The sequence below is a fragment of the Bacteroides sp. 1001136B_160425_E2 genome (assembly GCF_015559655.1).
GTDB lineage: Bacteria > Bacteroidota > Bacteroidia > Bacteroidales > Bacteroidaceae > Bacteroides > Bacteroides luhongzhouii.
The window spans coordinates 92,725-115,294 of sequence record NZ_JADMQH010000015.1; the positions used below are offsets into that span (position 1 = coordinate 92,725).

The 22,570-nt window shown below is 46.1% G+C and carries 21 protein-coding genes and 1 pseudogene; 17 read left to right on the forward strand and 5 right to left on the reverse strand.

Annotated elements, in window-relative coordinates; translation table 11 throughout:
• Positions 1-34: 34 nt before the first annotated feature.
• On the forward strand, positions 35-709 hold the full coding sequence (locus I2I04_RS15865; protein ID WP_195655423.1) for an ABC transporter ATP-binding protein: 675 nt from the start codon (positions 35-37) through the stop codon (positions 707-709).
• Between the two features lie 14 nt (positions 710-723).
• Positions 724-3,042, forward strand: coding sequence for an ABC transporter permease (locus tag I2I04_RS15870; protein ID WP_195655424.1), 2,319 nt, complete (start codon positions 724-726; stop codon positions 3,040-3,042).
• 30 nt (positions 3,043-3,072) lie between these two features.
• On the opposite strand, the gene I2I04_RS15875 is transcribed toward I2I04_RS15870, so the two are convergent.
• Positions 3,073-4,434: an MATE family efflux transporter gene (locus tag I2I04_RS15875; protein ID WP_143258665.1), complete on the reverse strand. Its 1,362-nt coding sequence runs from the start codon at positions 4,432-4,434 to the stop codon at positions 3,073-3,075.
• 150 nt (positions 4,435-4,584) lie between these two features.
• Here I2I04_RS15875 and I2I04_RS15880 point away from each other — a divergent pair, with 150 nt between their 5' ends.
• The 3 genes from I2I04_RS15880 to I2I04_RS15890 all read left to right on the forward strand — a co-directional run bounded on the left by I2I04_RS15880 (position 4,585) and on the right by I2I04_RS15890 (position 7,386).
• Positions 4,585-5,232 carry an HAD family hydrolase gene (locus tag I2I04_RS15880; RefSeq protein WP_195655425.1) on the forward strand — a complete coding sequence of 216 codons (648 nt, stop codon included), beginning with the start codon at positions 4,585-4,587 and terminating at the stop codon, positions 5,230-5,232.
• A 166-nt stretch (positions 5,233-5,398) separates the two neighbouring features.
• On the forward strand, positions 5,399-6,220 hold the full coding sequence (gene panB, locus I2I04_RS15885) for a 3-methyl-2-oxobutanoate hydroxymethyltransferase (protein ID WP_004316964.1): 822 nt from the start codon (positions 5,399-5,401) through the stop codon (positions 6,218-6,220).
• A gap of 8 nt (positions 6,221-6,228) precedes the next feature.
• Positions 6,229-7,386, forward strand: a complete 1,158-nt coding sequence (locus tag I2I04_RS15890) for an MFS transporter (protein WP_195471982.1) — start codon at positions 6,229-6,231, stop codon at positions 7,384-7,386.
• A gap of 159 nt (positions 7,387-7,545) precedes the next feature.
• Here I2I04_RS15890 and I2I04_RS15895 read toward each other — a convergent pair whose 3' ends face one another.
• Positions 7,546-9,762 (reverse strand): RelA/SpoT family protein, encoded by a 2,217-nt coding sequence (locus I2I04_RS15895; RefSeq protein ID WP_143258662.1) that lies wholly within the window; start codon positions 9,760-9,762, stop codon positions 7,546-7,548.
• 106 nt (positions 9,763-9,868) lie between these two features.
• Between I2I04_RS15895 and I2I04_RS15900 the strand changes: the two genes are divergently transcribed.
• The 5 genes from I2I04_RS15900 (at position 9,869) to I2I04_RS15920 (ending at position 15,461) form a co-directional block, all read left to right on the forward strand.
• A complete protein-coding gene (locus I2I04_RS15900) occupies positions 9,869-11,386 on the forward strand; it encodes a DUF4301 family protein (protein ID WP_015531024.1) in 1,518 nt (505 codons plus the stop codon).
• Positions 11,387-11,553: 167 nt separating this feature from the next.
• Complete coding sequence (locus I2I04_RS15905) at positions 11,554-12,177, forward strand: chloramphenicol acetyltransferase (RefSeq protein ID WP_195655426.1); 624 nt, start codon at positions 11,554-11,556, stop codon at positions 12,175-12,177.
• Positions 12,178-12,212: 35 nt separating this feature from the next.
• Positions 12,213-13,607, forward strand: a complete 1,395-nt coding sequence (locus I2I04_RS15910) for an acyloxyacyl hydrolase (protein WP_143258660.1) — start codon at positions 12,213-12,215, stop codon at positions 13,605-13,607.
• Between the two features lie 42 nt (positions 13,608-13,649).
• Entirely contained in the window at positions 13,650-14,213 is a 564-nt protein-coding gene (locus I2I04_RS15915; protein WP_143258659.1) for a Crp/Fnr family transcriptional regulator, read from the forward strand.
• 93 nt (positions 14,214-14,306) lie between these two features.
• Positions 14,307-15,461: an acyltransferase family protein gene (locus I2I04_RS15920; RefSeq protein ID WP_143258658.1), complete on the forward strand. Its 1,155-nt coding sequence runs from the start codon at positions 14,307-14,309 to the stop codon at positions 15,459-15,461.
• A 55-nt stretch (positions 15,462-15,516) separates the two neighbouring features.
• On the opposite strand, the gene I2I04_RS15925 is transcribed toward I2I04_RS15920, so the two are convergent.
• Positions 15,517-15,660 (reverse strand): hypothetical protein, encoded by a 144-nt coding sequence (locus I2I04_RS15925; RefSeq protein ID WP_153260290.1) that lies wholly within the window; start codon positions 15,658-15,660, stop codon positions 15,517-15,519.
• 77 nt (positions 15,661-15,737) lie between these two features.
• Here I2I04_RS15925 and I2I04_RS23295 point away from each other — a divergent pair.
• Positions 15,738-15,833: pseudogene (locus tag I2I04_RS23295) on the forward strand (N-acetylmuramoyl-L-alanine amidase); the annotation flags it as partial.
• A gap of 61 nt (positions 15,834-15,894) precedes the next feature.
• Here the strand turns inward: I2I04_RS23295 and I2I04_RS15930 are convergent.
• Positions 15,895-16,371, reverse strand: coding sequence for a GNAT family N-acetyltransferase (locus I2I04_RS15930; protein ID WP_143258657.1), 477 nt, complete (start codon positions 16,369-16,371; stop codon positions 15,895-15,897).
• A 21-nt stretch (positions 16,372-16,392) separates the two neighbouring features.
• Positions 16,393-17,559, reverse strand: a complete 1,167-nt coding sequence (gene purT / locus I2I04_RS15935; RefSeq protein WP_143258765.1) for a formate-dependent phosphoribosylglycinamide formyltransferase — start codon at positions 17,557-17,559, stop codon at positions 16,393-16,395.
• 602 nt (positions 17,560-18,161) lie between these two features.
• Here purT and atpD point away from each other — a divergent pair.
• The 6 genes from atpD to atpF all read left to right on the forward strand — a co-directional run bounded on the left by atpD (position 18,162) and on the right by atpF (position 22,567).
• Positions 18,162-19,679, forward strand: coding sequence for a F0F1 ATP synthase subunit beta (gene atpD / locus I2I04_RS15940; protein WP_004315305.1), 1,518 nt, complete (start codon positions 18,162-18,164; stop codon positions 19,677-19,679).
• A 12-nt stretch (positions 19,680-19,691) separates the two neighbouring features.
• On the forward strand, positions 19,692-19,937 hold the full coding sequence (gene atpC / locus I2I04_RS15945) for an ATP synthase F1 subunit epsilon (RefSeq protein ID WP_004315304.1): 246 nt from the start codon (positions 19,692-19,694) through the stop codon (positions 19,935-19,937).
• A gap of 80 nt (positions 19,938-20,017) precedes the next feature.
• The gene (locus I2I04_RS15950) at positions 20,018-20,452 is read left to right on the forward strand and encodes a hypothetical protein (protein ID WP_143258656.1); all 435 of its coding nucleotides are present in this window, start codon (positions 20,018-20,020) and stop codon (positions 20,450-20,452) included.
• Entirely contained in the window at positions 20,436-21,575 is a 1,140-nt protein-coding gene (gene atpB, locus I2I04_RS15955) for a F0F1 ATP synthase subunit A (RefSeq protein ID WP_143258655.1), read from the forward strand. The genes I2I04_RS15950 and atpB overlap by 17 nt, the downstream gene beginning before the upstream one ends.
• Positions 21,576-21,685: 110 nt before the next feature.
• A complete protein-coding gene (gene atpE / locus I2I04_RS15960; RefSeq protein ID WP_004295758.1) occupies positions 21,686-21,943 on the forward strand; it encodes an ATP synthase F0 subunit C in 258 nt (85 codons plus the stop codon).
• Between the two features lie 120 nt (positions 21,944-22,063).
• The gene (gene atpF, locus I2I04_RS15965) at positions 22,064-22,567 is read left to right on the forward strand and encodes a F0F1 ATP synthase subunit B (protein WP_143258654.1); all 504 of its coding nucleotides are present in this window, start codon (positions 22,064-22,066) and stop codon (positions 22,565-22,567) included.
• Positions 22,568-22,570: the final 3 nt, after the last annotated feature.

The following is a 22,570-nucleotide window of genomic DNA, read 5'->3' on the forward strand; positions in this document are numbered from 1 at the left end:
AAATCTATGTAGAACAACATCATAAATAAAGAAGATGATACAGATTGAAAATATTAGTAAAGTATTCCGTACTACCGAAGTGGAGACGGTTGCGTTAAATCATGTGAACCTTGAAGTAAAAGAAGGAGAATTTGTTGCTATCATGGGACCGTCTGGCTGTGGAAAATCCACCTTATTAAACATCCTCGGCCTGTTAGATAACCCCACTGAAGGCTCTTACCAGCTGATGGGGGAAGAAGTAGCCGGCCTGAAAGAAAAGGAACGTACCCGTGTCCGTAAAGGTAAACTGGGCTTTGTATTCCAGAGTTTTAATCTGATAGATGAATTGAACGTTTATGAGAACGTGGAACTTCCGCTCACTTACTTAGGCCTTAAATCTTCCGAACGCCGTCGAATGGTAGAAGACATTCTAAAAAGAATGAATATCAACCACCGTGCAAAACATTTTCCTCAACAGCTTTCCGGCGGACAGCAACAACGGGTGGCGATAGCCCGCGCGGTTGTTACCAATCCTCAGCTAATCCTTGCCGATGAGCCTACGGGTAACCTTGACTCAAAGAACGGAGCGGAAGTGATGAACCTGTTGACGGAACTGAATAGAGAGGGGACAACCATTATCATGGTAACCCACTCACAGCACGATGCCAGTTTCGCACATCGTACCGTACATTTATTCGATGGAAGTATTGTAGCAAGTGTAAAGGCATAAACAGAGAACCAACCATGAGACAAATCTATTATACCATACGTACCTTATTGCGTGAACGCGGATCGAATATCATACGAATCATTTCCCTTTCCTTAGGGCTTACTATCGGTATTCTGCTTTTCTCGCAGATAGCCTTTGAACTAAACTATGAGCAATGCTATCCGGAGGCGGAACGCCTGGCACTCGTACGTTGTCAGATGACTAATCTTAGCACAGGCAAAACCGCAGGTGATGATGGAGAGATCGGTTATGACTATACTGTTTTCGATGTGGTGGCACCTACTTTGGCAGAAGAGATGCCGAAGGAAATAGAAGTAGCCAGTTGTGTCCTTTCGATGGGTGGCGCTAATATCTATTATGAAGATAAACTGTTGCCCGATGCAGATTACATCTTTGCAGATACTTGTTTTTTTCAAACCTTCGGCATACCGGTGTTGCAAGGTAATCCCAAAGATATGATTATGCCCGGAAGCGTTTTTGTTTCGGAGCATTTTGCCCGTGAGACGTTCGGGGATGAAAATCCTGTCGGGAAAGTGCTTTCTGTTGAAAAACAAAACACACTGACCATACGTGGAATCTACAAAGATGTACCGGAAAATACGATGCTCACTCATGATTTCGTGATATCTGTTCATCAAAATGGAGGGTATCATGCAGGAGCCGGTTGGGGAGGAAATGATGTCTTTTATGCTTTCCTTCGTTTGCGCCATGCTTCGGACATCGACAAAGTGAATGCTGACATTCAGCGGGTGATCGGGAAATATACCGCATTAGAGTTTGATGGCTGGAAAATTGAATTTAGCACCATTCCATTGGTGAAGCGTCATCTGGCTTCTTCCGATGTACAAAAACGTTTGGTCATTTACGGATTTTTGGGCTTTGCTATCTTTTTTGTGGCTATCATGAACTATATGCTGATATCCATTGCCACTTTGAGCCGTCGTGCGAAAGGAGTGGGAGTGCATAAGTGCAATGGAGCCAGTTCCACCCATATTTTCAGAATGTTTATGGCAGAGACAGGAATCCTTGTCATCCTTTCCGTATTGCTAAGTTTCTTGCTGATAATCAATGCGCGTGGTCTGATTGAAGATTTACTTTCCGTCCGTCTTTCCTCACTTTTCACTTGGGAAACGTTGTGGGTACCATTGCTCACTATCCTTGTTCTCTTCATACTGGCAGGTGGCATACCGGGACGATTATTCTCCCGTATCCCTGTCACGCAAGTATTCCGCCGGTATACAGATGGGAAGAAAGGATGGAAACGTTCGTTGTTGTTTGTGCAGTTTACGGGAGTTTCTTTCGTCTTGGGATTGTTGCTGGTCACTCTGTTGCAGTATAGTCATCTGATGAGCCGTGATATGGGTATCGTCGTACCCGGGTTAGCTCAAGCGCAGACATGGCTTCCTAAAGAATCGGTGGAGCATATCAAAGACGATTTGAGCCGCCAACCGATGGTAGAAGGAGTGACCGTTGCCGTAAATGGAGTGTTGGGCGAGTACTGGACACGCGGATTGATGGGAAATGACGGTAAGCGGATTGCCACCCTTAATTTCAACTCCTGCCATTACAACTATCCTGAAGTAATGGGCATCAAGATTATAGAAGGCACTACGTTGAAAAAGCAGAACGACTTGCTGGTAAACGAAGAGCTGGTGCGTCTGATGAAATGGACCGACGGAGCGGTGGGGAAAAACTTGAATGATATTCAGGGAACGATTGTAGGTGTATTCCGTGACATTCGCAATAATAGCTTTTATGGGTCGCAATCTCCTATTGTCCTGATCGGAGATGAAAATGCGAACCACGCATTTGATGTCCGCTTGAAAGAACCATATAACGAGAATCTGAAACGTCTGAACGAGTTTGTAGAAAATACCTATCCGAATATATCCTTGCGTTTTATCCTGGTGGATTATATGGTGAAGGACATCTATAAAGGCGTATATCGCTTCCGCAATTCCGTCTGGATTACTTCCGCCTTTATTCTGCTGATTGTCATCATGGGATTGATTGGCTATGTGAACGATGAAACCCAACGCCGGAGCAAAGAGATAGCTATCCGGAAAGTGAATGGAGCCGAAGCATCTCATATCCTCGGATTACTGACACGTGATATTTTATATGTTTCAGTGATTTCTATCCTGGCAGGCACTACTGTTTCTTATTTTGCAGGGCAGGCATGGCTCGACCAGTTTGCCGAGCAGATTGATTTGAATCCATTGCTTTTTGCAGCTGCTGCCTTGTTCGTCCAATTACTGGTTGTTATCTGTGTCGTTCTGAAAGCATGGCACATCGCGAACGAGAATCCGGTCAATAGCATTAAGGCAGAATAAACTAAATGGCAGAATAGGGCAGACGTCGCCTTATTCTGCTATTGCCGGATGCTGTTTGGAAACCTTCTTGATGTAAATCATCAGGCTGACAACAGCCGTAATAAATGCCAGCGCATCCGATACCGGCATACTGATCCAGATACCTTTCAATCCCCACCAGTTAGGGAAAAGTAATAAGCAAGGCAAAAGATAAAGCAGCTGACGCGTCAGCGAAAGGAAAATACTGATTTTAGCTTTGCCGATACTCTGGAAGAAGTTACCGATTACAATCTGTGCCCCTACAAACGGGAACATCAACACAGTCAGCCGGATACCGCCTACCGCCAAATCAATCAATTCATCGCTATCGGTGAAGAGTGCCGATACTGCATGAGGGAAGAACTCACAAATCACGAACCCGCTGCTCGTAATCACTACTCCGGAGATAATTCCCAGTCGCAATGTTTGTTTCACCCGGTCTATTTTTTGTGCTCCGAAGTTGTAGCCCACGATTGGTTGCATACCCATAGTCAGCCCCAACACAATCATTACATAAAGTGTCAGCAACCGATTGATGATACCATACGCGCCGATAGCCATATCGCCCCCGTAGTTTTGCAGACTGTTATTGATGATAATAACGATGGCACACGCACACACATTCATCAGGAATGGAGACATACCGATGGCGAAGATACTTTTTATAATTCTTCGTTTCATCTTCCAGATATTCCCCTCAAAATGCACCGTACTGTCTTTCTTGGTGAAGTGGCTCACCACCCACACCATACCGATCAACTGCGAGATGACTGTCGCCGTAGCCGCCCCCCTCATTCCCCATTCGAAGTGGAAGATAAAAATAGGAGCGAGGATGATGTTAGCCACCACTGTCACCATCGAAGTAAGCATAGCCTTTTTCGGATATCCGGTAGCGCGCATCACGTTGTTCAGCCCGATCATAGTGTAAGTGATGGGAGTTCCCAGTAAAATCACCTGCATAAAGCTACGTGCATACGGAAGCGTTTCCTGGCTGGCTCCGAAGAAAGTCAGTATATCATCTAGGAAGATAAAAGACAGAATACCGAAGAAAAGAGAATTTGTGATACAAAGCATCAACGTATGTGACAAAATTTCCGTAGCCCCTTTCATGTCCTTCTGTCCCAGTCGAATAGAAGCGAGGGTGGAACCTCCTGCCGAAACCAATGTACAGAAAGCGACAACAAGATTCATCAGTGGGAAGCTGATAGCCAGTCCGGCAATGGCCATCGGTCCTACGCCATGTCCGATAAAGATACTATCAATGATGTTGTAGATAGAAGTAATCGTCATTCCTATAATCGCAGGAATGGAATATTGTAACAGCAACTTGCCAATACGTTCTTTGCCTAAAATATGTGGGTCGTTCTTGCTCATGCGCCAGTCGATTTTGTTGGATAAAAACGTATGTTACGTTTTTTTTAGTTTTGCAAAGGTACGAATTATTTGCCTGATTCGATGATTATTCGGAACTTTGCGGTGATAGATACACAAGGTTTAACGTTTTAGGTAAAAAGACAGTTTAATATGAATACAACGAAAACAATTGCAGCACTCTTCGACTTTGACGGTGTTATCATGGATACAGAAACGCAGTACACTGTTTTTTGGGACGAGCAAGGACGGAAATATCTGAATGAAGAAGATTTCGGACGCTGTATCAAGGGACAGACACTATCGCAAATCTATGAAAAGCATTTCGCGGACAAACCCGAAGCGCAGCTCGAAATAACCGCTGAACTCAATATTTACGAGAAAAAGATGTCTTACGAATACATCCCCGGAGTAGAAGCCTTCATAGCTGATCTTCGCCGGAACGGTGCAAAGATTGCCGTAGTCACCAGCTCCAACGAAGAGAAGATGGCAAACGTCTACAATGCTCATCCCGAATTTAAAGGAATGGTAGACCGTATTCTGACAGGAGAAATGTTTGCCCGTTCAAAGCCCGCTCCCGACTGCTTCCTGCTGGGAATGGAAATCTTTGAAGCCACTCCCGAAAACTCCTACGTCTTTGAAGATTCTTTCCACGGCCTGCAAGCCGGCATGACTTCCGGGGCAACCGTGATCGGACTTGCCACCACCAACTCACGCGAAGCTATCACCGGAAAAGCCCATTCTATTATAGATGACTTTACCGGCATGACTTACGAAAAAATGATTTCTCTTCATAAATAACGATTTTATTTTTAGATAGCCTCCCAGCTATCTAAGCGAGGCGTTTGAAAGGATTTTTTGCTTTTCCTTCTCTGTTATGAATTAAATGTTATAACTTTGCCGCGATTTTTGAAAGGCGTTCAGCGCCATATTAATTTTTAATCATTAATTTTTAATTAAAAAAGACATGGCTGGTTATATATCAGATGACACAAGAAAGGTGACTACTCATCGCTTGGTCGAAATGAAACAGAGAGGCGAAAAAATATCTATGCTGACTGCGTATGATTACACAATGGCACAGATTGTAGACGGTGCGGGAATGGACGTAATCCTCGTAGGCGACTCCGCTTCTAACGTAATGGCAGGTAACGTGACTACATTACCTATCACACTCGACCAAATGATTTATCATGCCAAATCCGTAGTACGTGGTGTAAAGCGTGCGATGGTGGTAGTTGATATGCCTTTCGGATCTTACCAGGGCAATGAGATGGAGGGGCTTGCTTCCGCTATCCGCATCATGAAAGAAAGCCACGCTGACGCATTGAAGCTCGAAGGCGGTGAAGAAATCATCGACACGGTGAAACGTATCGTATGCGCTGGTATTCCTGTGATGGGACATTTGGGACTCATGCCTCAATCCATTAACAAATACGGAACCTATACCGTACGCGCCAAAGATGAAGCCGAAGCCGACAAACTGATTCGCGACGCTCATTTATTGGAAGAAGCAGGCTGTTTTGCCATTGTACTCGAAAAAATCCCTGCTACCCTTGCAGAGCGTGTAGCTTCCGAGCTTACTATTCCTATCATCGGAATCGGTGCCGGTGGCCATGTAGACGGTCAGGTATTGGTTATTCAGGATATGCTTGGCATGAACAACGGATTCCGTCCGCGTTTTTTGCGTCGTTATGCTGATTTGTACACGGTGATGACCGACGCCATCAGCCGTTACGTTTCCGATGTGAAGAATTGCTACTTCCCCAACGAGAAGGAACAATATTAAGATAGTATATGGCAGTTAAATTGTGGACAGTTCATTTTATGCGGATATGTGTAGCTAATTTGCTGTTGTTTATATCCTTGTATGTGTTATTTCCGGTGCTTTCCGTAGAGATGGCCGACCGTCTCGGAGTGCCGGTCGCACAGACAGGAGCAATCTTTCTTTTTTTCACCTTGGGGATGTTCCTCATCGGTCCTTTCCATGCCTACCTGGTAGATGCCTACAAACGTAAATACGTATGTATGTTTGCCGCTGCCTTGATGGTACTGGCGACGATTGGATACGCCTTTGTGACGAACCTCACAGAACTAATCTTGTTGAGCACCGTGCAAGGACTAGCCTTTGGCATAGGCACTACTGCCGGTATCACCTTGGCTATCGACATCACCAACTCCACATTGCGGAGCGCGGGAAATGTCAGCTTCTCGTGGACGGCACGCCTGGGAATGCTCTTGGGTGTCATCCTCGGAGTATGGCTCTACCAAAGCTACACATTCCAAAACCTGCTTACCGTATCTGTCATAACCGGACTTGTGGGAATCCTCGTATTATCAGGGGTATATGTACCTTTCCGTGCGCCGATTGTCACTAAACTCTATTCCTTCGACCGCTTCTTGCTGCTTCGTGGATGGGTTCCCGCCATCAACCTGATTCTGATAACATTCGTTCCGGGCTTACTGATTCCATTGGTACACCCTTTTCTAAACGATTTCGTACTCGGAAACATGGGAATCCCCGTACCGTTCTTTGTAGGCACAACCCTCGGATACATTGTCTCCCTGTTTTTCGCGCGCCTGTTTTTCTTCAAAGAGAAAACGCTGCGCCTGGTCATTATAGGAATCGGGGTGGAAATGGTAGCCATGTCCTTATTGAATACCGACCTTTCGATAGGCATCTCTTCCGTACTCTTGGGATTGGGTTTAGGTTTAACCATGCCGGAATTTCTGGTGATGTTCGTGAAACTATCCCATCATTGCCAACGCGGGACAGCCAACACTACCCATTTGCTGGCAAGCGAAGTCGGCATCTCCCTGGGTATTGCTACTGCGTGCTACTTAGAATTGGATACAGACAAGATGCTCCATATTGGACAGATGGTAGCTTCCATCGCTTTGTTGTTCTTTGTATTGGCCACTTATCCTTATTATAAAAAGAAGAAAGTAAGATAATCATCAACGGAGATACAGGATAAATACCCTATCAGAAAGAAGAGAGACAAATAGCAGATCACCTTCTGCAAACCATAAAACGACGAACGGTGAACAAATTGCGCATCTTGCTGCAAATGTTCACCGTTCACTGTTTTTGCGTGTTTGCCGTAACTCTTATTAATTCCTGCTCACCTGTTTGACTCCCTTCACTGTCCGTAACTTCTTGATAAGAGCTTCCAAACGCCCTGTATCACCCACCATTACCGTCAGTGTACCCGAGAACAAACCATCGTGCGAATCAATGCCGATGGAACGCAGTGTGATACCATTCTCTTTCGAAATAATAGAAGTAATATTTGTCACAATACCAATATCATCATGTCCTACAACGCGCAGCGTGATTGGATATTGCGTACCTTCCGACTTGCCCGCCCAACGGGCCTTCACAATCCGGTAGCCGAAACGTTCGCGCATCTGATTCGCGTTCGGACAATCCGACCGGTGTATCTTGATTCCACCGCTCACCGTTACGAACCCGAACACATCATCGCCATAAATGGGGTTACAACATTTAGCCAGTTTAAACTCCAGTCCTTTCAGATTCTGGTCAATCACCAGTACATCCTCTTTAGCCGTCGTTTCCTCCTGTGCGGTCTGCAAATTATACCCTTCGGCACTGCGATAAACAATTTCATCATGCGTATCATTATCCCGTTTCTGCTGTTCGATATATTTATCCAGAATCTCGTTCACATCCAGTCCGCCATCAGCAATCCGTTGATAAAACTCTGTCACGTTCTTGAATCCCAAACGCTTGATGAGGCGCATCATGGTCGCTTCATCATACTCCAGTTTGCGGTTCTTGAATTTCCGTTCCAGCGTCTCCTTGGCGAACGCATGCTGGCGTGCCACCATCTCTTTGAGCGCTTGCCGTATCTTGGTGCGCGCTTTGGAAGTCGTCACGATGCTCAGCCAGTCCTGTTTCGGAGTCTGGGTGTTTGAAGTCATGATTTCCACCTGGTCGCCGCTGTTCAACTTCTGCTTCAACTGCACGTTCTTACCGTTCACTTTCGCGCCGATACACTTGCATCCCAACTTACTATGTATATGGAAAGCAAAATCGAGCACCGTAGCTCCTTTGGCCAACTTGAACAAATCCCCCTTGGGCGTAAAGACAAACACTTCATCCTCGTAGAGATCCATCTTAAACTGATCCATCACCTTCATCGAGTCGTTTTCCGCGTTCTCCAATGCCTCCCGTACGGAAGTCAGCCATTCGTCCAAGCCTGTTTCCCCTTTGATACCTTTATATCTCCAGTGCGCAGCCAGTCCGCGTTCCGCGATCTCGTCCATCCGTCGGGTACGTATCTGTACTTCCACCCATTTCCCTTCCGGACCCATCACGGTGATGTGCAACGATTCATAACCGTTACTTTTCGGTATCGAAAGCCAGTCGCGCAGACGCTTCGGGTTCGGCTGGTACATATCCGTCACAATCGAATACACTTGCCAGCACTCCTGCTTCTCTTTCGCCGGATCCGGTTCCGAATCCAGTATGATACGGATGGCGAACAAGTCATAAATCCCCTCAAAAGGAGTCTTTTGCTTTTGAATCTTGTTCCATATCGAGTGAATTGACTTCGTGCGTCCCTTGATGTCGAACTTCAGTCCAGCTTCCGCTACCTTCCTTTGGATCGGTTCGATAAAAGCGGCGATATACTTGTCGCGGGAAGCCTTCGTTTCGTTCAGCTTATCCTTGATGAAATAATACGTCTCTTTCTGCGTATATTTGAGAGACAAATCCTCCAGTTCCGATTTCAGCTTATACAATCCCAGCTTGTGTGCCAGCGGAGCATACAGATACGCCGCTTCGTTTGCCACCTTGAGCCGGTCCTCCTCATTGCCCGTATCCTTAATCTTGCGCATCACGTTCACGCGGTCGGCAATCATAATCAGGATTACGCGCATATCCTCCGCGAACGACAGTAGCAGATTACGGAAATTCTCCGACTCGATGGCAGGACTTTTGGCATACAGCTCGTTCGTTTTCACCAATCCCTTGATGATGCTTGCCACGTCTTCACCATATTCGGCGTTCACCTCGTCGATAGACAATACATGACCTTTCACGATTTCGTGCAACATGATCCCGATCAGGCATGAACCTTTCATACCGATTTCCTCGGCAACGATCACTGCTGTTTGTAAATCTCTGATGACGGGATTCATCCCGAAGTTATTGCGTTGCAGACCGTTACATTGGGCCGCCTTGATAAGATGTTTCTTTAACTTTTGGCAATCTCTCCAGGAAATACTGTCTCCGGCAGACTGCAATAAATGTCGATAGAGTGAAAAAAGCTCCTTTTTTTCCTCCAATGTAAAAAAGTCGTCCATATTCAATCTTGTTAATTCGATGTAAAAGTAGTTTTTTTTCCGGTTATTCGGCAAGAAGTAAATAACATTTTGTATTTTTGGGCATCAATTAATAAAATTAGATATTATGATAACGACACAGGACAAAGAGTTGCTTGCCAAGAAAGGCATCACGGAAGAGCAAATTGCGGAACAATTAGCATGCTTCCAGACGGGATTTCCCTTTTTAAAACTGGATGCGGCAGCTTCCATCGAAAAGGGCATATTAGCTCCCGACGCAGAAGAACAGAAGGCTTATCTGGCCGCCTGGGACGCATATACAAACACAGATAAGACTGTTGTGAAGTTTGTGCCTGCCTCCGGTGCTGCAAGTCGTATGTTTAAGAACCTATTCGAGTTTCTGTCCGCCGATTATGACCAGCCGACTACCAAGTTCGAGCAGGCCTTCTTTGACGGAATCAAGAATTTTGCTTTCTATGACGACCTGAATGTGGCCTGCCAGCGTATCTCCGGAAAAGACATTCCCGGACTGATGGAAGAAGGCAACTATAAAGCAGTGGTGTCCGCCCTGCTGGAGACTGCCGGACTGAACTATGGCGCACTGCCGAAAGGTCTGCTCAAATTCCATAAATATCCCGAAGGCTCCCGCACTCCGATGGAGGAACATCTTGCCGAAGGCGCTCTGTATGCAGCCGGCAAGAGCGGCAAAGTGAACGTGCACTTCACCGTGTCTACCGAACACCGCGAACTTTTCAAGAAGCTCGTGACGGAAAAAGTGGATGACTTCGCCAAACGTTACGGCGTAGACTATTACATCACCTTCTCCGAGCAGAAGCCAAGTACCGACACCATTGCTGCCGATATGGACAACCAACCGTTCCGCGACAACGGCAAACTGCTGTTCCGTCCCGGTGGTCATGGCGCGCTGATTGAGAACCTGAACGACTTGGACGCAGACATCATCTTCATCAAGAACATCGACAACGTAGTGCCCGACCGTTTGAAAGCCGACACCGTTACATATAAGAAACTGATTGCCGGAGTGCTCGTGACCCTGCAAAAACAAGTATTCGAATACCTCACGCTGCTCGACAGCGGTAAGTATACGCACGACCAGATGATGGAAATGCTTCAATTCCTGCAAAAGAAACTCTTCTGCAAGAACCCGGAAACAAAAGACCTCGAAGACTCCGTACTGGCCATCTACCTCAAAAACAAGTTCAACCGTCCGATGCGTGTCTGCGGAATGGTGAAGAACGTAGGCGAACCCGGCGGTGGTCCGTTCCTTGCCTACAACAGCGACGGAACCATCTCCCTGCAAATTCTCGAAAGCTCGCAGATCGACATGGACGATCCGGAGAAGAAAGAAATGTTCGAGAAGGGTACGCACTTCAATCCGGTAGATCTTGTATGCGCTGTGCGTGATTATAAAGGACATAAATTCGATCTGGTGAAATATGTAGATAAAGCCACCGGCTTCATCTCCTACAAATCGAAGAACGGTAAAGACCTGAAAGCCCTCGAACTTCCCGGCTTGTGGAATGGTGCGATGAGCGACTGGAATACCGTCTTTGTAGAAGTTCCTCTTTCTACCTTTAACCCGGTGAAGACAGTGAATGACTTGTTGCGTGAGCAACATCAGTAATTTATTCACCACAGAGGACACAAAGGACACAGAGTTTTTTCGGTAAGGTAAGACCGGAAGCAATGGAATCAATAGCATTAATCCGGTGAAAAAGTTCTATAAAAACTCTATAAAATCTCTGTGTCCCCTGTGCCCTCTGTGGTGAAACTTAAAAAAGAGTGTTTAGAATGAATCAGATAGAGAAGATCATTGATATTGCTACTTGGAACAGAAGAGAACATTACGAACATTTCAGTGCTTTTGACGATCCGTTTTTTGGAGTGACGGTCAATGTAGATTGTACGTGCGCGTATCAGGAAGCCAAAGACAAAGGTGTTTCCTTTTCCCTGCTCGTCCTTCACCGCATTGTGACTGCCGCAGCTGCCGTGGAAGAGTTCCGCTACCGTATCGAAGGCGATCGAGTGGTGTGCTATGATAGTCTTCTGCCCGAAGCCACTGTGGGCCGTGCCGACCACACCTTTTCTTTTGCCGCCTTTGAATACGATCCGGACGAACTCGTCTTTATTCGTCAGGCAAAAGCCGAGATGGAACGTCTGCAAGCCACTACGGGACTCAACAAAGGAGGTACGTTTCATCCCAATGCCATTCATTATTCGGCTGTGCCGTGGCTCTCTTTCACCGATATGAAGCATCCCACCAATATGCGTTCGGGCGACAGCGTTCCCAAAATCTCCACCGGTAAATACTTCCGCGAAGGAGAAAGGCTGATGATGCCCGTTTCCGTCACTTGCCATCATGGATTGATGGATGGCTATCATGTAGCGCAGTTTATTGAGAAGCTCCATTTGTAAACTTCGTTCTGAAAAAAGACTAACCAAGCTATTATATGAGAGTAAAGATACCCAGACGGGAAATCGTCCTATTCTGTTCCGCCTTGCTTTTCCCTGCTGCTTCGTTGTGCGCGCAAGAAGTGGGGCAGGAGATGAAAGAGGTCAGGCAAGACGTGGAGCAGCTCCGGCAAGACGTCCGCGAACTTCGTGAAGAAGTGCGTAGATTGCAGGAAGAACTTCATGGATTCCGGCGCAACAGTTTCCCGCAATGTGGCATGGACACGGTAGTTCCCTATGTTCCCCATCGGTTCATTCATCGGTTGGGGATAGAAGCCCGGCCGCAATACGTGTTCCCCACCAATCCTTTCCTGCAAGGAGAGAACGAACGGTGGAAGCCCATTCAAAGTTCCTTTGCCGCTCATCTGAAATATTCCTTTAAGTTTCGCCCCAACACCTGTGCCGACCGTATCTACGGTGGAGCCTACCAAGGCTTCGGCTTGGCCGTCACCACCTTTGGCGACCGTAAGCAACTCGGTGATCCGGTGACGTTCTACGTCTTTCAAGGTGCACGCATAGCCCGTTTCAATCCCCGTCTTTCGCTCAATTACGAGTGGAATTTCGGCCTTTCCGCCGGATGGAAACCATACGATAACGATTACAACTCCTACAATGGAGCGGTAGGTTCACGGGTGAACGCATTTCTCAATGCAGGTATCTACCTCAATTGGTCGCTTTCCCGTTATTTCGATTTTATCATCGGCGGAGATTTTACGCACTTCTCCAACGGTAACACCAAATTCCCCAACGCAGGAGTGAACACTACCGGAGCGAAAATCGGTCTGGTGTACAACTTCAACCGTGAAGAATCCGACCTGACCAAGTCTTTGGTCAAGCCGTATATTTCCCGTTTTCCCCGTCATATTAGTTACGACCTTGTGTTGTTCGGCTCGTGGAGACGGAAAGGCGTGTACGTAGAAAGCGGGAAGCAGATAGCCTCGCCGGGCAGTTACCCCGTGGCGGGATTCAACTTTGCTCCGATGTACAACCTCAATTATAAGCTGCGATTCGGCCTCTCGCTGGACGGTGTCTATGACGGTAGTGCCAATGTGTACACCGAAGACCGAATTGTGGAGTACGATTACGATGGAGGCAGCGGGACTTCCAGACGCAGGTTTTTTGTGCCGGGCATTCAGCATCAGCTTGCTCTCGGACTTTCGGGACGGGCGGAGTACGTAATGCCGTTTTTCACCATCGGTGTCGGTTTGGGAACGAATGTGCTGGGACGTGGCGATTTGCGGGGGTTGTATCAGGTCTTTGCGTTGAAGATAGACGTGACGCGCAACTCTTTCCTTCACATCGGTTACAATCTCCAAAACTTTCAGACACCTAATTATTTGATGCTCGGCTTAGGGTTCCGTTTCAATAATAAGTATCCTAAAGTGCGTCATTGAGGTCTGTTTGGTAATCTGTCGAATCAAGTAAGGAATCTCAAAATGGAAAACATCATTCATAAAATCAGAGAAATCTATCCGGTATCCGATGAAGCGCTTCAGGCGCTTCAAGCAAATATGGAACTGCGATATTATCCTAAAGATACCTATATCGTCCAGTCGGGGGTGACAGACCGCTTGGTCTATTTCATTGAAGAGGGCATTGCCCGTTCCGTATTCCACCACAATGGGCAGGATACTACTACGTGGTTCACGCTAGAAGGCGACGTTACGTTCGGCATGGATTCGCTCTACTATCAGCAACCGTCGGTGGAGAGCATTGAAACGCTTTCTGATTGCAAAATCTACGTCATCCATATCGACAAGCTGAATATGCTCTACGAAACCTATATCGACATAGCCAACTGGGGGCGCATCTTACACCAGAATGTCAATAAAGAGCTTAGCCACATGTTTGTGGAACGGCTCCAGCTTTCGCCCAAAGAACGGTACGAGCAGTTCAACCGTCGTTATCCCGGACTGATAAACCGGGTGAAGCTGAAGTATGTGGCTGCCTTTTTGGGTATTTCTATCTACACGCTTAGCCGGGTACGTGCTAAAAAATAGTTTTTGGCGGGGCTTTTTTGCTTTTAAGCAAAAGAACTTCGTTTTGCAAACTGTATCTTTGCCATCTGAAAATAATAACTAATAGAAAAACAGATGTCGAATATTTCTTCTTCAGCCTTTGCAGACACCAAAGCACATTATGATCTTCTTGACGGACTTCGCGGTGTAGCGGCTCTTATGGTGATATGGTATCATGTATTCGAGGGCTACGCTTTTGCCAGTGGTGGCAATATTGAGACTCTCAATCACGGTTATCTTGCCGTGGATTTCTTCTTTATCCTTTCGGGTTTTGTAATCGGTTATGCTTATGATGACCGTTGGGGCAAGAGTCTCACCATGAAAGATTTCTTTAAACGCCGTTTGATTCGTCTTCATCCGATGGTCGTTATGGGTGCCGTGTTGGGTGTCGTTGCGTTTTGCCTTCAGGGCAGTGTACAATGGGACGGAACACACGTAGCCATCTCCATGATAATGCTGTCTCTTCTTTGCACGATATTCTTCATTCCTGCCATGCCGGGTGTAGGATACGAGGTTCGTGGTAACGGTGAGATGTTTCCGTTGAACGGTCCTTGCTGGTCGTTGTTTTTCGAGTATATCGGTAATATCCTGTATGCGCTGTTCATCCGCCGCTTGTCCAATAAGGCACTGACGGTGTTTGTGGTGTTGCTGGGCGCAGCGTTGGCGTCGTTCGCTGTCTTCAATGTCTCCACTTATGGAAATATAGGAGTGGGCTGGACGCTGGACGGGGTTAACTTCCTGGGCGGCTCCCTACGTATGCTTTTCCCTTTCTCGTTGGGTATGCTGATGTCGCGTAACTTCAAGCCTATGAAGGTGAAAGGTGCATTTTGGATATGTACCATTACATTAATTTCCCTGTTCTCTGTTCCTTATCTCGAAGGAATGGAGCCGCTTTGCATGAATGGTGTTTATGAAGCGTTTTGTGTGATTGTGGCTTTCCCTATCATTCTGTGGATAGGAGCGTCGGGCACTACTACGGACGTGCAATCGACAAAGATATGCAAATTTCTGGGGGATATATCCTATCCGGTTTATGTGATCCATTATCCGTTGATGTACCTGTTTTATGCATGGCTGATTGAGAATAAGCTCTATACGTTGGGAGAGACTTGGCATGTAGCCGTGTGCGTCTTTGTCTTAAGTATCGTGCTTGCTTATCTGTGTCTGAAACTGTATGATGAACCGGTCCGTAAATATTTGGCTAAACGTTTCTTGAGTAAGAAACGGTAGTTTTGTTGTAATCATCCGGTACCGATTCTTCGTAGGGATTTATTTTATGGATATATTATAAGGCGTTGATCTCTTCTGCCGATAATCCGGTGCCTTGCATAATCATTTCGGTAGTAAGTCTCATTTCTTTCATTTTACAAGCTATCTCGATTTGACTGTTCTTTTCGCCTTCCGCTTTTCTTTCTGCCCATCCTTCCATCGCCCTTCCAGTTCAGCTACGTCGAGCACATCATTTTGAATCATGATAGCATTCAGATGCTATAGTCATGGGCATAGGATTTAAGTCCCGACCTGAACGGGAATAGTGGGATAGAACCGGAAGAGTGGGTGAAGGCTTGTCTTTTTTTTGATGCTGAAACCGAATGGGAGTAAGGCTGAAAGAAAAAACTCCAACCAAGTGACGGATAAAGTCGCATTGGTTGGAGTTTTCTTATTAATAAAAGGAGAGCTTTTTACTCATCTTATAATTGGTCAGACGCATTTGATTAGCTTTCCGCTTTTGTTCTTTATCGACTTGAAAACCTTGTTTCTCGAAAAATGGTTTTGCCGTGATGCTAACCTCCGATGTTAATTTTTTCGCACCTCTTTCTCGTGCGTATGCTTCGAGATATTTATACAAAGATGTCGCAACGCCTTGATGCTGAAAATCCTTATGAACAAACAGTGTGTGCATATATCCGTCATCGTTGACAGAGCCAAAGCCTATAATCACGCCTTCTTCGTTTTCTGCAACCACATAATGTTGCTCTTCGAAAAGCTCACCCCAATGTGATGTATCGTCTCCGCACGAAGCCCAATCTGCTACTTCTTCGTCTGTATAATCTTTTCGGTTCACAGTCAGAATTGTATGCTGATATAGCTCTTGCAATGCTGGAATATCAGACAGGTTTACCTGGCGGATTCTATTCATCTTATCTTTGAATTTCTTGTATTAATAAACTTCTACTTTCTCTGCAATTCTCTTAGCCTTGTCGCGCAACGCATCCAAATCAGCATCGAGCGGAGCGTAGCAAAGCACCACACCCATACGACGGTTGACACGTGTAAACGGTTTGCCGAAAATGCGGAGATAGGTATCTTCTTCTTTGGTCACTTCTTCCAGTCCACGATATTGAGGGCGCTCCTGACTGGCAATCGGAGAGAGAATGACGGCACTTGCGCCTATCCGTTCTTGCTTGATGCACGGAATAGGCAGACCGAGCACGGCACGCAGATGCAATTCAAATTCATTCAGATTTTGTGTTCCTGCCAAAGTCACCATGCCGGTATCGTGGGGGCGTGGAGAAAGTTCGGAGAAATAGACTCCGTTTTCGTGGCTTAGGAAGAACTCAACTCCCCAAAGTCCTGCGCCTGTCAGCGCACGGGTTACTTTTTCTGCCATCTCTTCCGCTTCTTTCAAATGTGCGGGATCGATGTGTGCAGGCTGGAAACTTTCGCGATAATCGCCACCTTTCTGCACGTGTCCGATAGGAGGGCAGAACAGGGTAGGCCCGTTCTTCTGAGTAACGGTGAGCAGGGTGATTTCGCTGTCGAATTTGATAAATTCTTCAATGATAAGCTCGCGGATATCACCACGGCTTCCGCTGCATCCGTATTCCCATGCATGTTCGAGTTCGTCGGCGCTTTTCACCAGTGACTGTCCTTTGCCGGAGGATGACATTAGCGGTTTAACGACACAAGGGAAGCCGATTTTAGCGGCAGCTTCTTTCAGCTCGTCCAATGTTTTGGCATAGAAGTATTTGGCAGTTTTTAGTCCGAGCTCTTTAGCGGCAAGGTCGCGGATAGCTTTACGATTCATTGTGAAGTTCACGGCGCGGGCGCTGGGAACTACCTGGATGCCTTCTTTTTCGAAGTCATACAAACGTTCCGTGCGGATTGCTTCAATCTCCGGAACGATAATGTCCGGCTGGTGTTTTTTTACGGCTCGCTCCAGTTCTTCACCGTTCAGCATATCGAATACTTCAAATTCATCAGCCACTTGCATAGCAGGTGCTCCCGCGTATGAGTCGCAGGCAATGATGTGCTGACCTTTACGTTGAGCTGAAATTACAAATTCTTTTCCTAGTTCTCCAGAACCTAGTAACAGTATTTTCTTCATCATTTTGAGTGTTTTATGTTAGTAGTGCAAAATTACAGCAAAAAAATGAGATAATAATTGTATAGGCGTTGATTATATTTCTCTTTTTATGTTTTCTTTCGTTGGACGTATCTTTAACTTTCTTAAGGAAAGCGTGAAAAAACGGCGTTTGCTGTGTTCGAGCACAAAACTAGTTGTTTGTGCTACTATTTTATGTTGTGGCTAAATCATTGATTTTAAACAATGAGAAAGGAAACTGGAGGCGAAAATCCAGTTTATTGATAGATTATTACCACAAAACTTATTTTGCTGTTGATTTGTAACAGAAATTTGCCTGAATTGGTCAATCTGTAGTCTTTGTTGGTCTAATAAGTGTTAGCGAACGACAAATTATGAAAAAGGAGTAACAACGACACGGAATTGTTTCTACATTTGTGCAGTTGTTTCTTTAACTATATCTAAGGGCAGAAGTTTATCGGATATAGAAAATAGTTGAACAAAAATAGAACTCAACTGTTTATTATAATATTGAATAGGTAAAACGCGGAAAATGTTCATTCCTTAGCATATTATTAAGGTCAAAAAAGAGAGAAAAAGAATAATATAAATAAAAGAGATTGCTTATGTCACAGATTATCGGACATATCTCGCAGGTCATCGGCCCTGTGGTCGATGTGTACTTTGAAGGTACGGATGCGGAACTGGTGCTGCCAAGCATCCACGACGCACTGGAGATAAAGAGGCCAAACGGCAAAATACTGGTTGTAGAAGTTCAGCAACATATCGGCGAAAATACAGTGCGTACTGTAGCGATGGATAGTACCGACGGACTTCAGAGAGGCATGAAAGTGTATCCCACCGGAGGCCCAATCACTATGCCGATAGGCGAACAGATTAAAGGACGACTGATGAACGTAGTCGGTGATTCGATCGACGGTATGAAAGGACTCAACCGCGATGGTGCGTATTCTATTCACCGCGACCCCCCTAAATTTGAGGATTTGACAACTGTGCAAGAGGTCCTCTTCACGGGTATCAAAGTAATCGACCTGCTCGAGCCGTATGCCAAAGGTGGTAAAATCGGTTTGTTCGGTGGTGCCGGTGTGGGAAAAACCGTATTGATCCAAGAGCTTATCAATAATATCGCCAAGAAACATAACGGATTCTCCGTATTTGCCGGAGTAGGTGAACGTACCCGTGAAGGTAATGACTTGCTGCGTGAAATGATCGAATCCGGCGTTATCCGTTATGGCGAAGCATTCAAGGAAAGCATGGAAAAAGGTCACTGGGATCTTTCGAAAGTAGATTATAACGAACTGGAGAAATCGCAAGTGTCGCTGATTTTTGGTCAGATGAACGAACCTCCGGGCGCACGTGCCTCTGTGGCACTGTCCGGACTGACAGTAGCGGAATCTTTCCGCGACGCCGGTAAAGAAGGTGAGAAACGCGATATCCTGTTCTTTATCGATAATATCTTCCGTTTCACGCAAGCAGGTTCGGAAGTGTCGGCCCTTTTGGGACGTATGCCCTCCGCCGTTGGTTACCAGCCTACGCTGGCCACGGAAATGGGTGCGATGCAGGAACGTATCACGTCTACCCGCAAAGGTTCTATCACCTCCGTACAAGCGGTGTATGTGCCTGCCGATGACTTGACCGATCCCGCTCCTGCAACGACTTTCAGCCACTTGGACGCGACTACCGTGCTCGATCGTAAGATCACCGAGTTGGGTATCTATCCGGCTGTCGATCCGTTGGCATCTACATCACGTATCCTCGACCCGCACATTGTAGGCCAGGAACATTACGACATTGCGCAGCGAGTGAAACAAATATTGCAGCGTAACAAGGAGTTACAGGATATTATCTCCATCCTCGGTATGGAAGAACTCTCGGAAGAAGACAAGATGGTAGTGAACCGCGCCCGCCGTGTGCAGCGTTTCCTTTCGCAACCGTTTGCCGTAGCCGAACAGTTTACAGGCGTTCCGGGCGTGATGGTGGGTATTGAAGATACCATCAAGGGATTCAAGATGATTCTGGACGGAGAAGTGGATTATCTTCCCGAACAGGCTTTCCTGAATGTCGGCACGATTGAGGAAGCAATAGAGAAAGGTAAGAAATTGCTGGAACAAGCGAAAAAATAAAAATATAAAATGATGAAAGAACTGCATTTGAGTATAGTATCGCCCGAAAAGAGCATATTCGACGGAGATGTGAAGATTGTCACATTGCCGGGCATGATCGGTTCGTTTTCTATTCTTCCGGGACATGCGCCCATTGTATCGTCGCTGAAAGCAGGAACATTGAGTTATACGACGATGGAGGGAGAAGAGCATACGATGGATATTCAGGGCGGTTTTGTCGAAATGAGTGACGGTACGGTTTCTGCCTGTGTTTCCTGACGGAAGCCTTCCGGCACAAAGATTAAGCATCTAAAGATTGAAAAGAACGAGATTATAACCTTACAGAAAAACACAGTAACATGATGAATATTAGTAAAACTAAACGGAGCTTTATTTGTTGGCATACCTTATTTGCAGTGACTAGCGCGCTGCTTGGAGCTGTTATCCTACACTTCGCTCTGCCGGGGCATTATTTCGGAGGGTATCCGTTTATACCGGTTTATTTTTATTTCTTCGGTTTGGCCAGCATCTATATGTTCGACGCTTGCCGGCGGCACGCTCCGCAGAGAATGTTACTGTTGTATTTGGCAATGAAAATGATAAAGATGATTCTTTCGCTGATTCTCGTCTTGATTTATTGTCTTGCTGTACGCGAAGAAGCCAGAGCTTTTTTACTGACATTTATCTCGTTCTATTTGATATATCTCATATTCGAAACCTGGTTTTTCTTCTCTTTTGAGATGAATCAGAAACGGAAAAAGAAAAATAAGAAGAAACATGAAACAGTTGCATAACATAGTAGCTCCGTTGATTCTGTTCTGCCTGATGGCAGCGGTCAGTTTGCCGGTTCTTGCGCAAGAGCAAGAGGGGGAAGTGGTGGCGCAGCAGACGCAGGACGAGATTACTCCGAAGGAGGAACAGGAGAACACGGTTGATGTGAAAGAAATTGTGTTCGGACATATCGGTGACTCCTACGAATGGCATATTACAACATGGGGTAACACGCATATTACTATACCGTTACCTATTATTGTTTATAGTAGCACTTCAGGTTGGCACACGTTCCTTTCTTCCCGTCTCGAAGAGAATGGAGGTACGTATGAAGGACTTTCCATCGCTCCCGCAGGAAGCAAGTACGAAGGCAAATTGGTAGAGTATGACGCGTCAGGCGAACAGGTTCGTCCCTGGGATATTTCTATTACGAAGGTGACGTTTGCTTTGCTGTTCAACAGCGTATTGCTGCTCGTTATCGTGTTGTGCGTGGCACACTGGTACAGGAAGCGTCCGCAAGGAGCCAAAGCGCCGGGAGGATTTATCGGATTCATGGAGATGTTCATCATGATGGTGAACGACGACATCATCAAGAGTTGTGTAGGCCCCAATTACCGGAAGTTTGCACCGTATCTGCTGACAGCGTTCTTTTTCATCTTTATCAATAACATGATGGGATTGATTCCGTTTTTCCCCGGAGGTGCGAATGTGACGGGAAATATCGCTATCACGATGGTGCTGGCAGTCTGCACGTTCCTTGCGGTCAATATCTTCGGTACGAAACATTACTGGAAAGATATTTTCTGGCCCGATGTACCCTGGTGGCTGAAAGTGCCTGTGCCGATGATGCCGTTCATCGAGTTCTTCGGAATCTTCACGAAACCGTTTGCTTTGATGATCCGTCTTTTTGCCAATATGCTGGCCGGACACATGGCGATGCTGGTGCTCACTTGCCTGATATTTATCTCGGCAAGCATGGGGCCTGCGCTGAACGGTACACTCACGGTGGCTTCCGTATTGTTCAACATCTTTATGAATGCGCTTGAGCTATTGGTGGCTTTCATCCAGGCTTATGTATTTACGATGTTGTCGGCAGTGTTTATCGGACTGGCACAGGAAGGAGCCAAAGTGAAAACAGAAGAATAATCAATGAAACGCGGTGAAAACGTGATTGAATGAATACGGAATAAACGCGCGGAATGAGTGATTAAATAATAAAACAAGAGAAAATATAAACCATTTTAAAACTGAAAATTATGTTACTATCAGTATTGTTACAAGCCACTGCAGCAGCAGTAGGAGTTAGTAAATTAGGTGCAGCTATCGGTGCAGGTCTTGCAGTAATCGGAGCTGGTTTGGGTATTGGTAAGATTGGTGGTTCGGCAATGGAAGCTATCGCACGCCAGCCGGAAGCATCAGGAGACATTCGTATGAACATGATTATCGCCGCCGCCTTGATTGAAGGTGTGGCTTTGTTGGCGGTAGTAGTTTGTCTGTTGGTGTTCTTCCTTTAATCAGGTATATAACAAGCGAATTTCGCAGGCGTAAACCATGTTTCTAAATGGGGGAGACCCTGATACAATGGTCAGCTGCGAAATCGTAAATTATAAATCGTAAAATCGTAAATAAAGATTATGTCATTACTATTACCTGATAGTGGCCTGCTGTTCTGGATGTTTCTCTCATTCGGGATTGTGTTCGTGATATTGGCGAAATACGGCTTCCCTGTCATCATCAAGATGGTGGAAGGCCGTAAGACCTATATCGACCAGTCTTTGGAGGTGGCGAGGGAAGCTAATGCCCAGTTGTCTAAACTGAAACAAGAAGGTGACGCATTGGTGGCAGCCGCCAACAAAGAGCAAGGACGCATCTTGAGGGAAGCAATGGAAGAACGTGACAAGATTGTTCACGAGGCCCGTAAACAAGCCGAAATTGCCGCACAAAAAGAACTTGATGCGGTGAAACAACAAATCCAGGTGGAGAAAGACGAAGCAATCCGCGACATCCGTCGCCAAGTGGCCGTGCTTTCTGTTGACATCGCCGAGAAAGTGCTCCGTAAGAGTCTTGAGGACAAGGAAGCACAGATGGGCATGATCGACCGCATGCTGGATGAAATACTAACCCCGAATAAGAACTAAGGA

Bases quoted from the DNA above. Each gene is read 5' to 3' on its own strand.
- I2I04_RS15865 (WP_195655423.1), top strand. From the start codon at position 35: ATGATACAGATTGAAAATATTAGTAAAGTATTCCGTACTACCGAAGTG.
- I2I04_RS15870 (WP_195655424.1), top strand. From the start codon at position 724: ATGAGACAAATCTATTATACCATACGTACCTTATTGCGTGAACGCGGA.
- panB (WP_004316964.1), top strand. From the start codon at position 5,399: ATGGCTGGTTATATATCAGATGACACAAGAAAGGTGACTACTCATCGC.
- I2I04_RS15905 (WP_195655426.1), top strand. From the start codon at position 11,554: ATGAATCAGATAGAGAAGATCATTGATATTGCTACTTGGAACAGAAGA.
- I2I04_RS15930 (WP_143258657.1), bottom strand. From the start codon at position 16,371: ATGAATAGAATCCGCCAGGTAAACCTGTCTGATATTCCAGCATTGCAA.
- I2I04_RS15950 (WP_143258656.1), top strand. From the start codon at position 20,018: ATGATGAATATTAGTAAAACTAAACGGAGCTTTATTTGTTGGCATACC.
- I2I04_RS15915 (WP_143258659.1), top strand. From the start codon at position 13,650: ATGGAAAACATCATTCATAAAATCAGAGAAATCTATCCGGTATCCGAT.
- I2I04_RS15880 (WP_195655425.1), top strand. From the start codon at position 4,585: ATGAATACAACGAAAACAATTGCAGCACTCTTCGACTTTGACGGTGTT.
- I2I04_RS15895 (WP_143258662.1), bottom strand. From the start codon at position 9,762: ATGGACGACTTTTTTACATTGGAGGAAAAAAAGGAGCTTTTTTCACTC.
- atpE (WP_004295758.1), top strand. From the start codon at position 21,686: ATGTTACTATCAGTATTGTTACAAGCCACTGCAGCAGCAGTAGGAGTT.
- I2I04_RS15890 (WP_195471982.1), top strand. From the start codon at position 6,229: ATGGCAGTTAAATTGTGGACAGTTCATTTTATGCGGATATGTGTAGCT.
- I2I04_RS15925 (WP_153260290.1), bottom strand. From the start codon at position 15,660: ATGGAAGGATGGGCAGAAAGAAAAGCGGAAGGCGAAAAGAACAGTCAA.
- I2I04_RS15900 (WP_015531024.1), top strand. From the start codon at position 9,869: ATGATAACGACACAGGACAAAGAGTTGCTTGCCAAGAAAGGCATCACG.
- atpC (WP_004315304.1), top strand. From the start codon at position 19,692: ATGAAAGAACTGCATTTGAGTATAGTATCGCCCGAAAAGAGCATATTC.
- I2I04_RS15910 (WP_143258660.1), top strand. From the start codon at position 12,213: ATGAGAGTAAAGATACCCAGACGGGAAATCGTCCTATTCTGTTCCGCC.
- atpD (WP_004315305.1), top strand. From the start codon at position 18,162: ATGTCACAGATTATCGGACATATCTCGCAGGTCATCGGCCCTGTGGTC.
- I2I04_RS15920 (WP_143258658.1), top strand. From the start codon at position 14,307: ATGTCGAATATTTCTTCTTCAGCCTTTGCAGACACCAAAGCACATTAT.
- atpF (WP_143258654.1), top strand. From the start codon at position 22,064: ATGTCATTACTATTACCTGATAGTGGCCTGCTGTTCTGGATGTTTCTC.
- I2I04_RS15875 (WP_143258665.1), bottom strand. From the start codon at position 4,434: ATGAGCAAGAACGACCCACATATTTTAGGCAAAGAACGTATTGGCAAG.
- atpB (WP_143258655.1), top strand. From the start codon at position 20,436: ATGAAACAGTTGCATAACATAGTAGCTCCGTTGATTCTGTTCTGCCTG.
- purT (WP_143258765.1), bottom strand. From the start codon at position 17,559: ATGAAGAAAATACTGTTACTAGGTTCTGGAGAACTAGGAAAAGAATTT.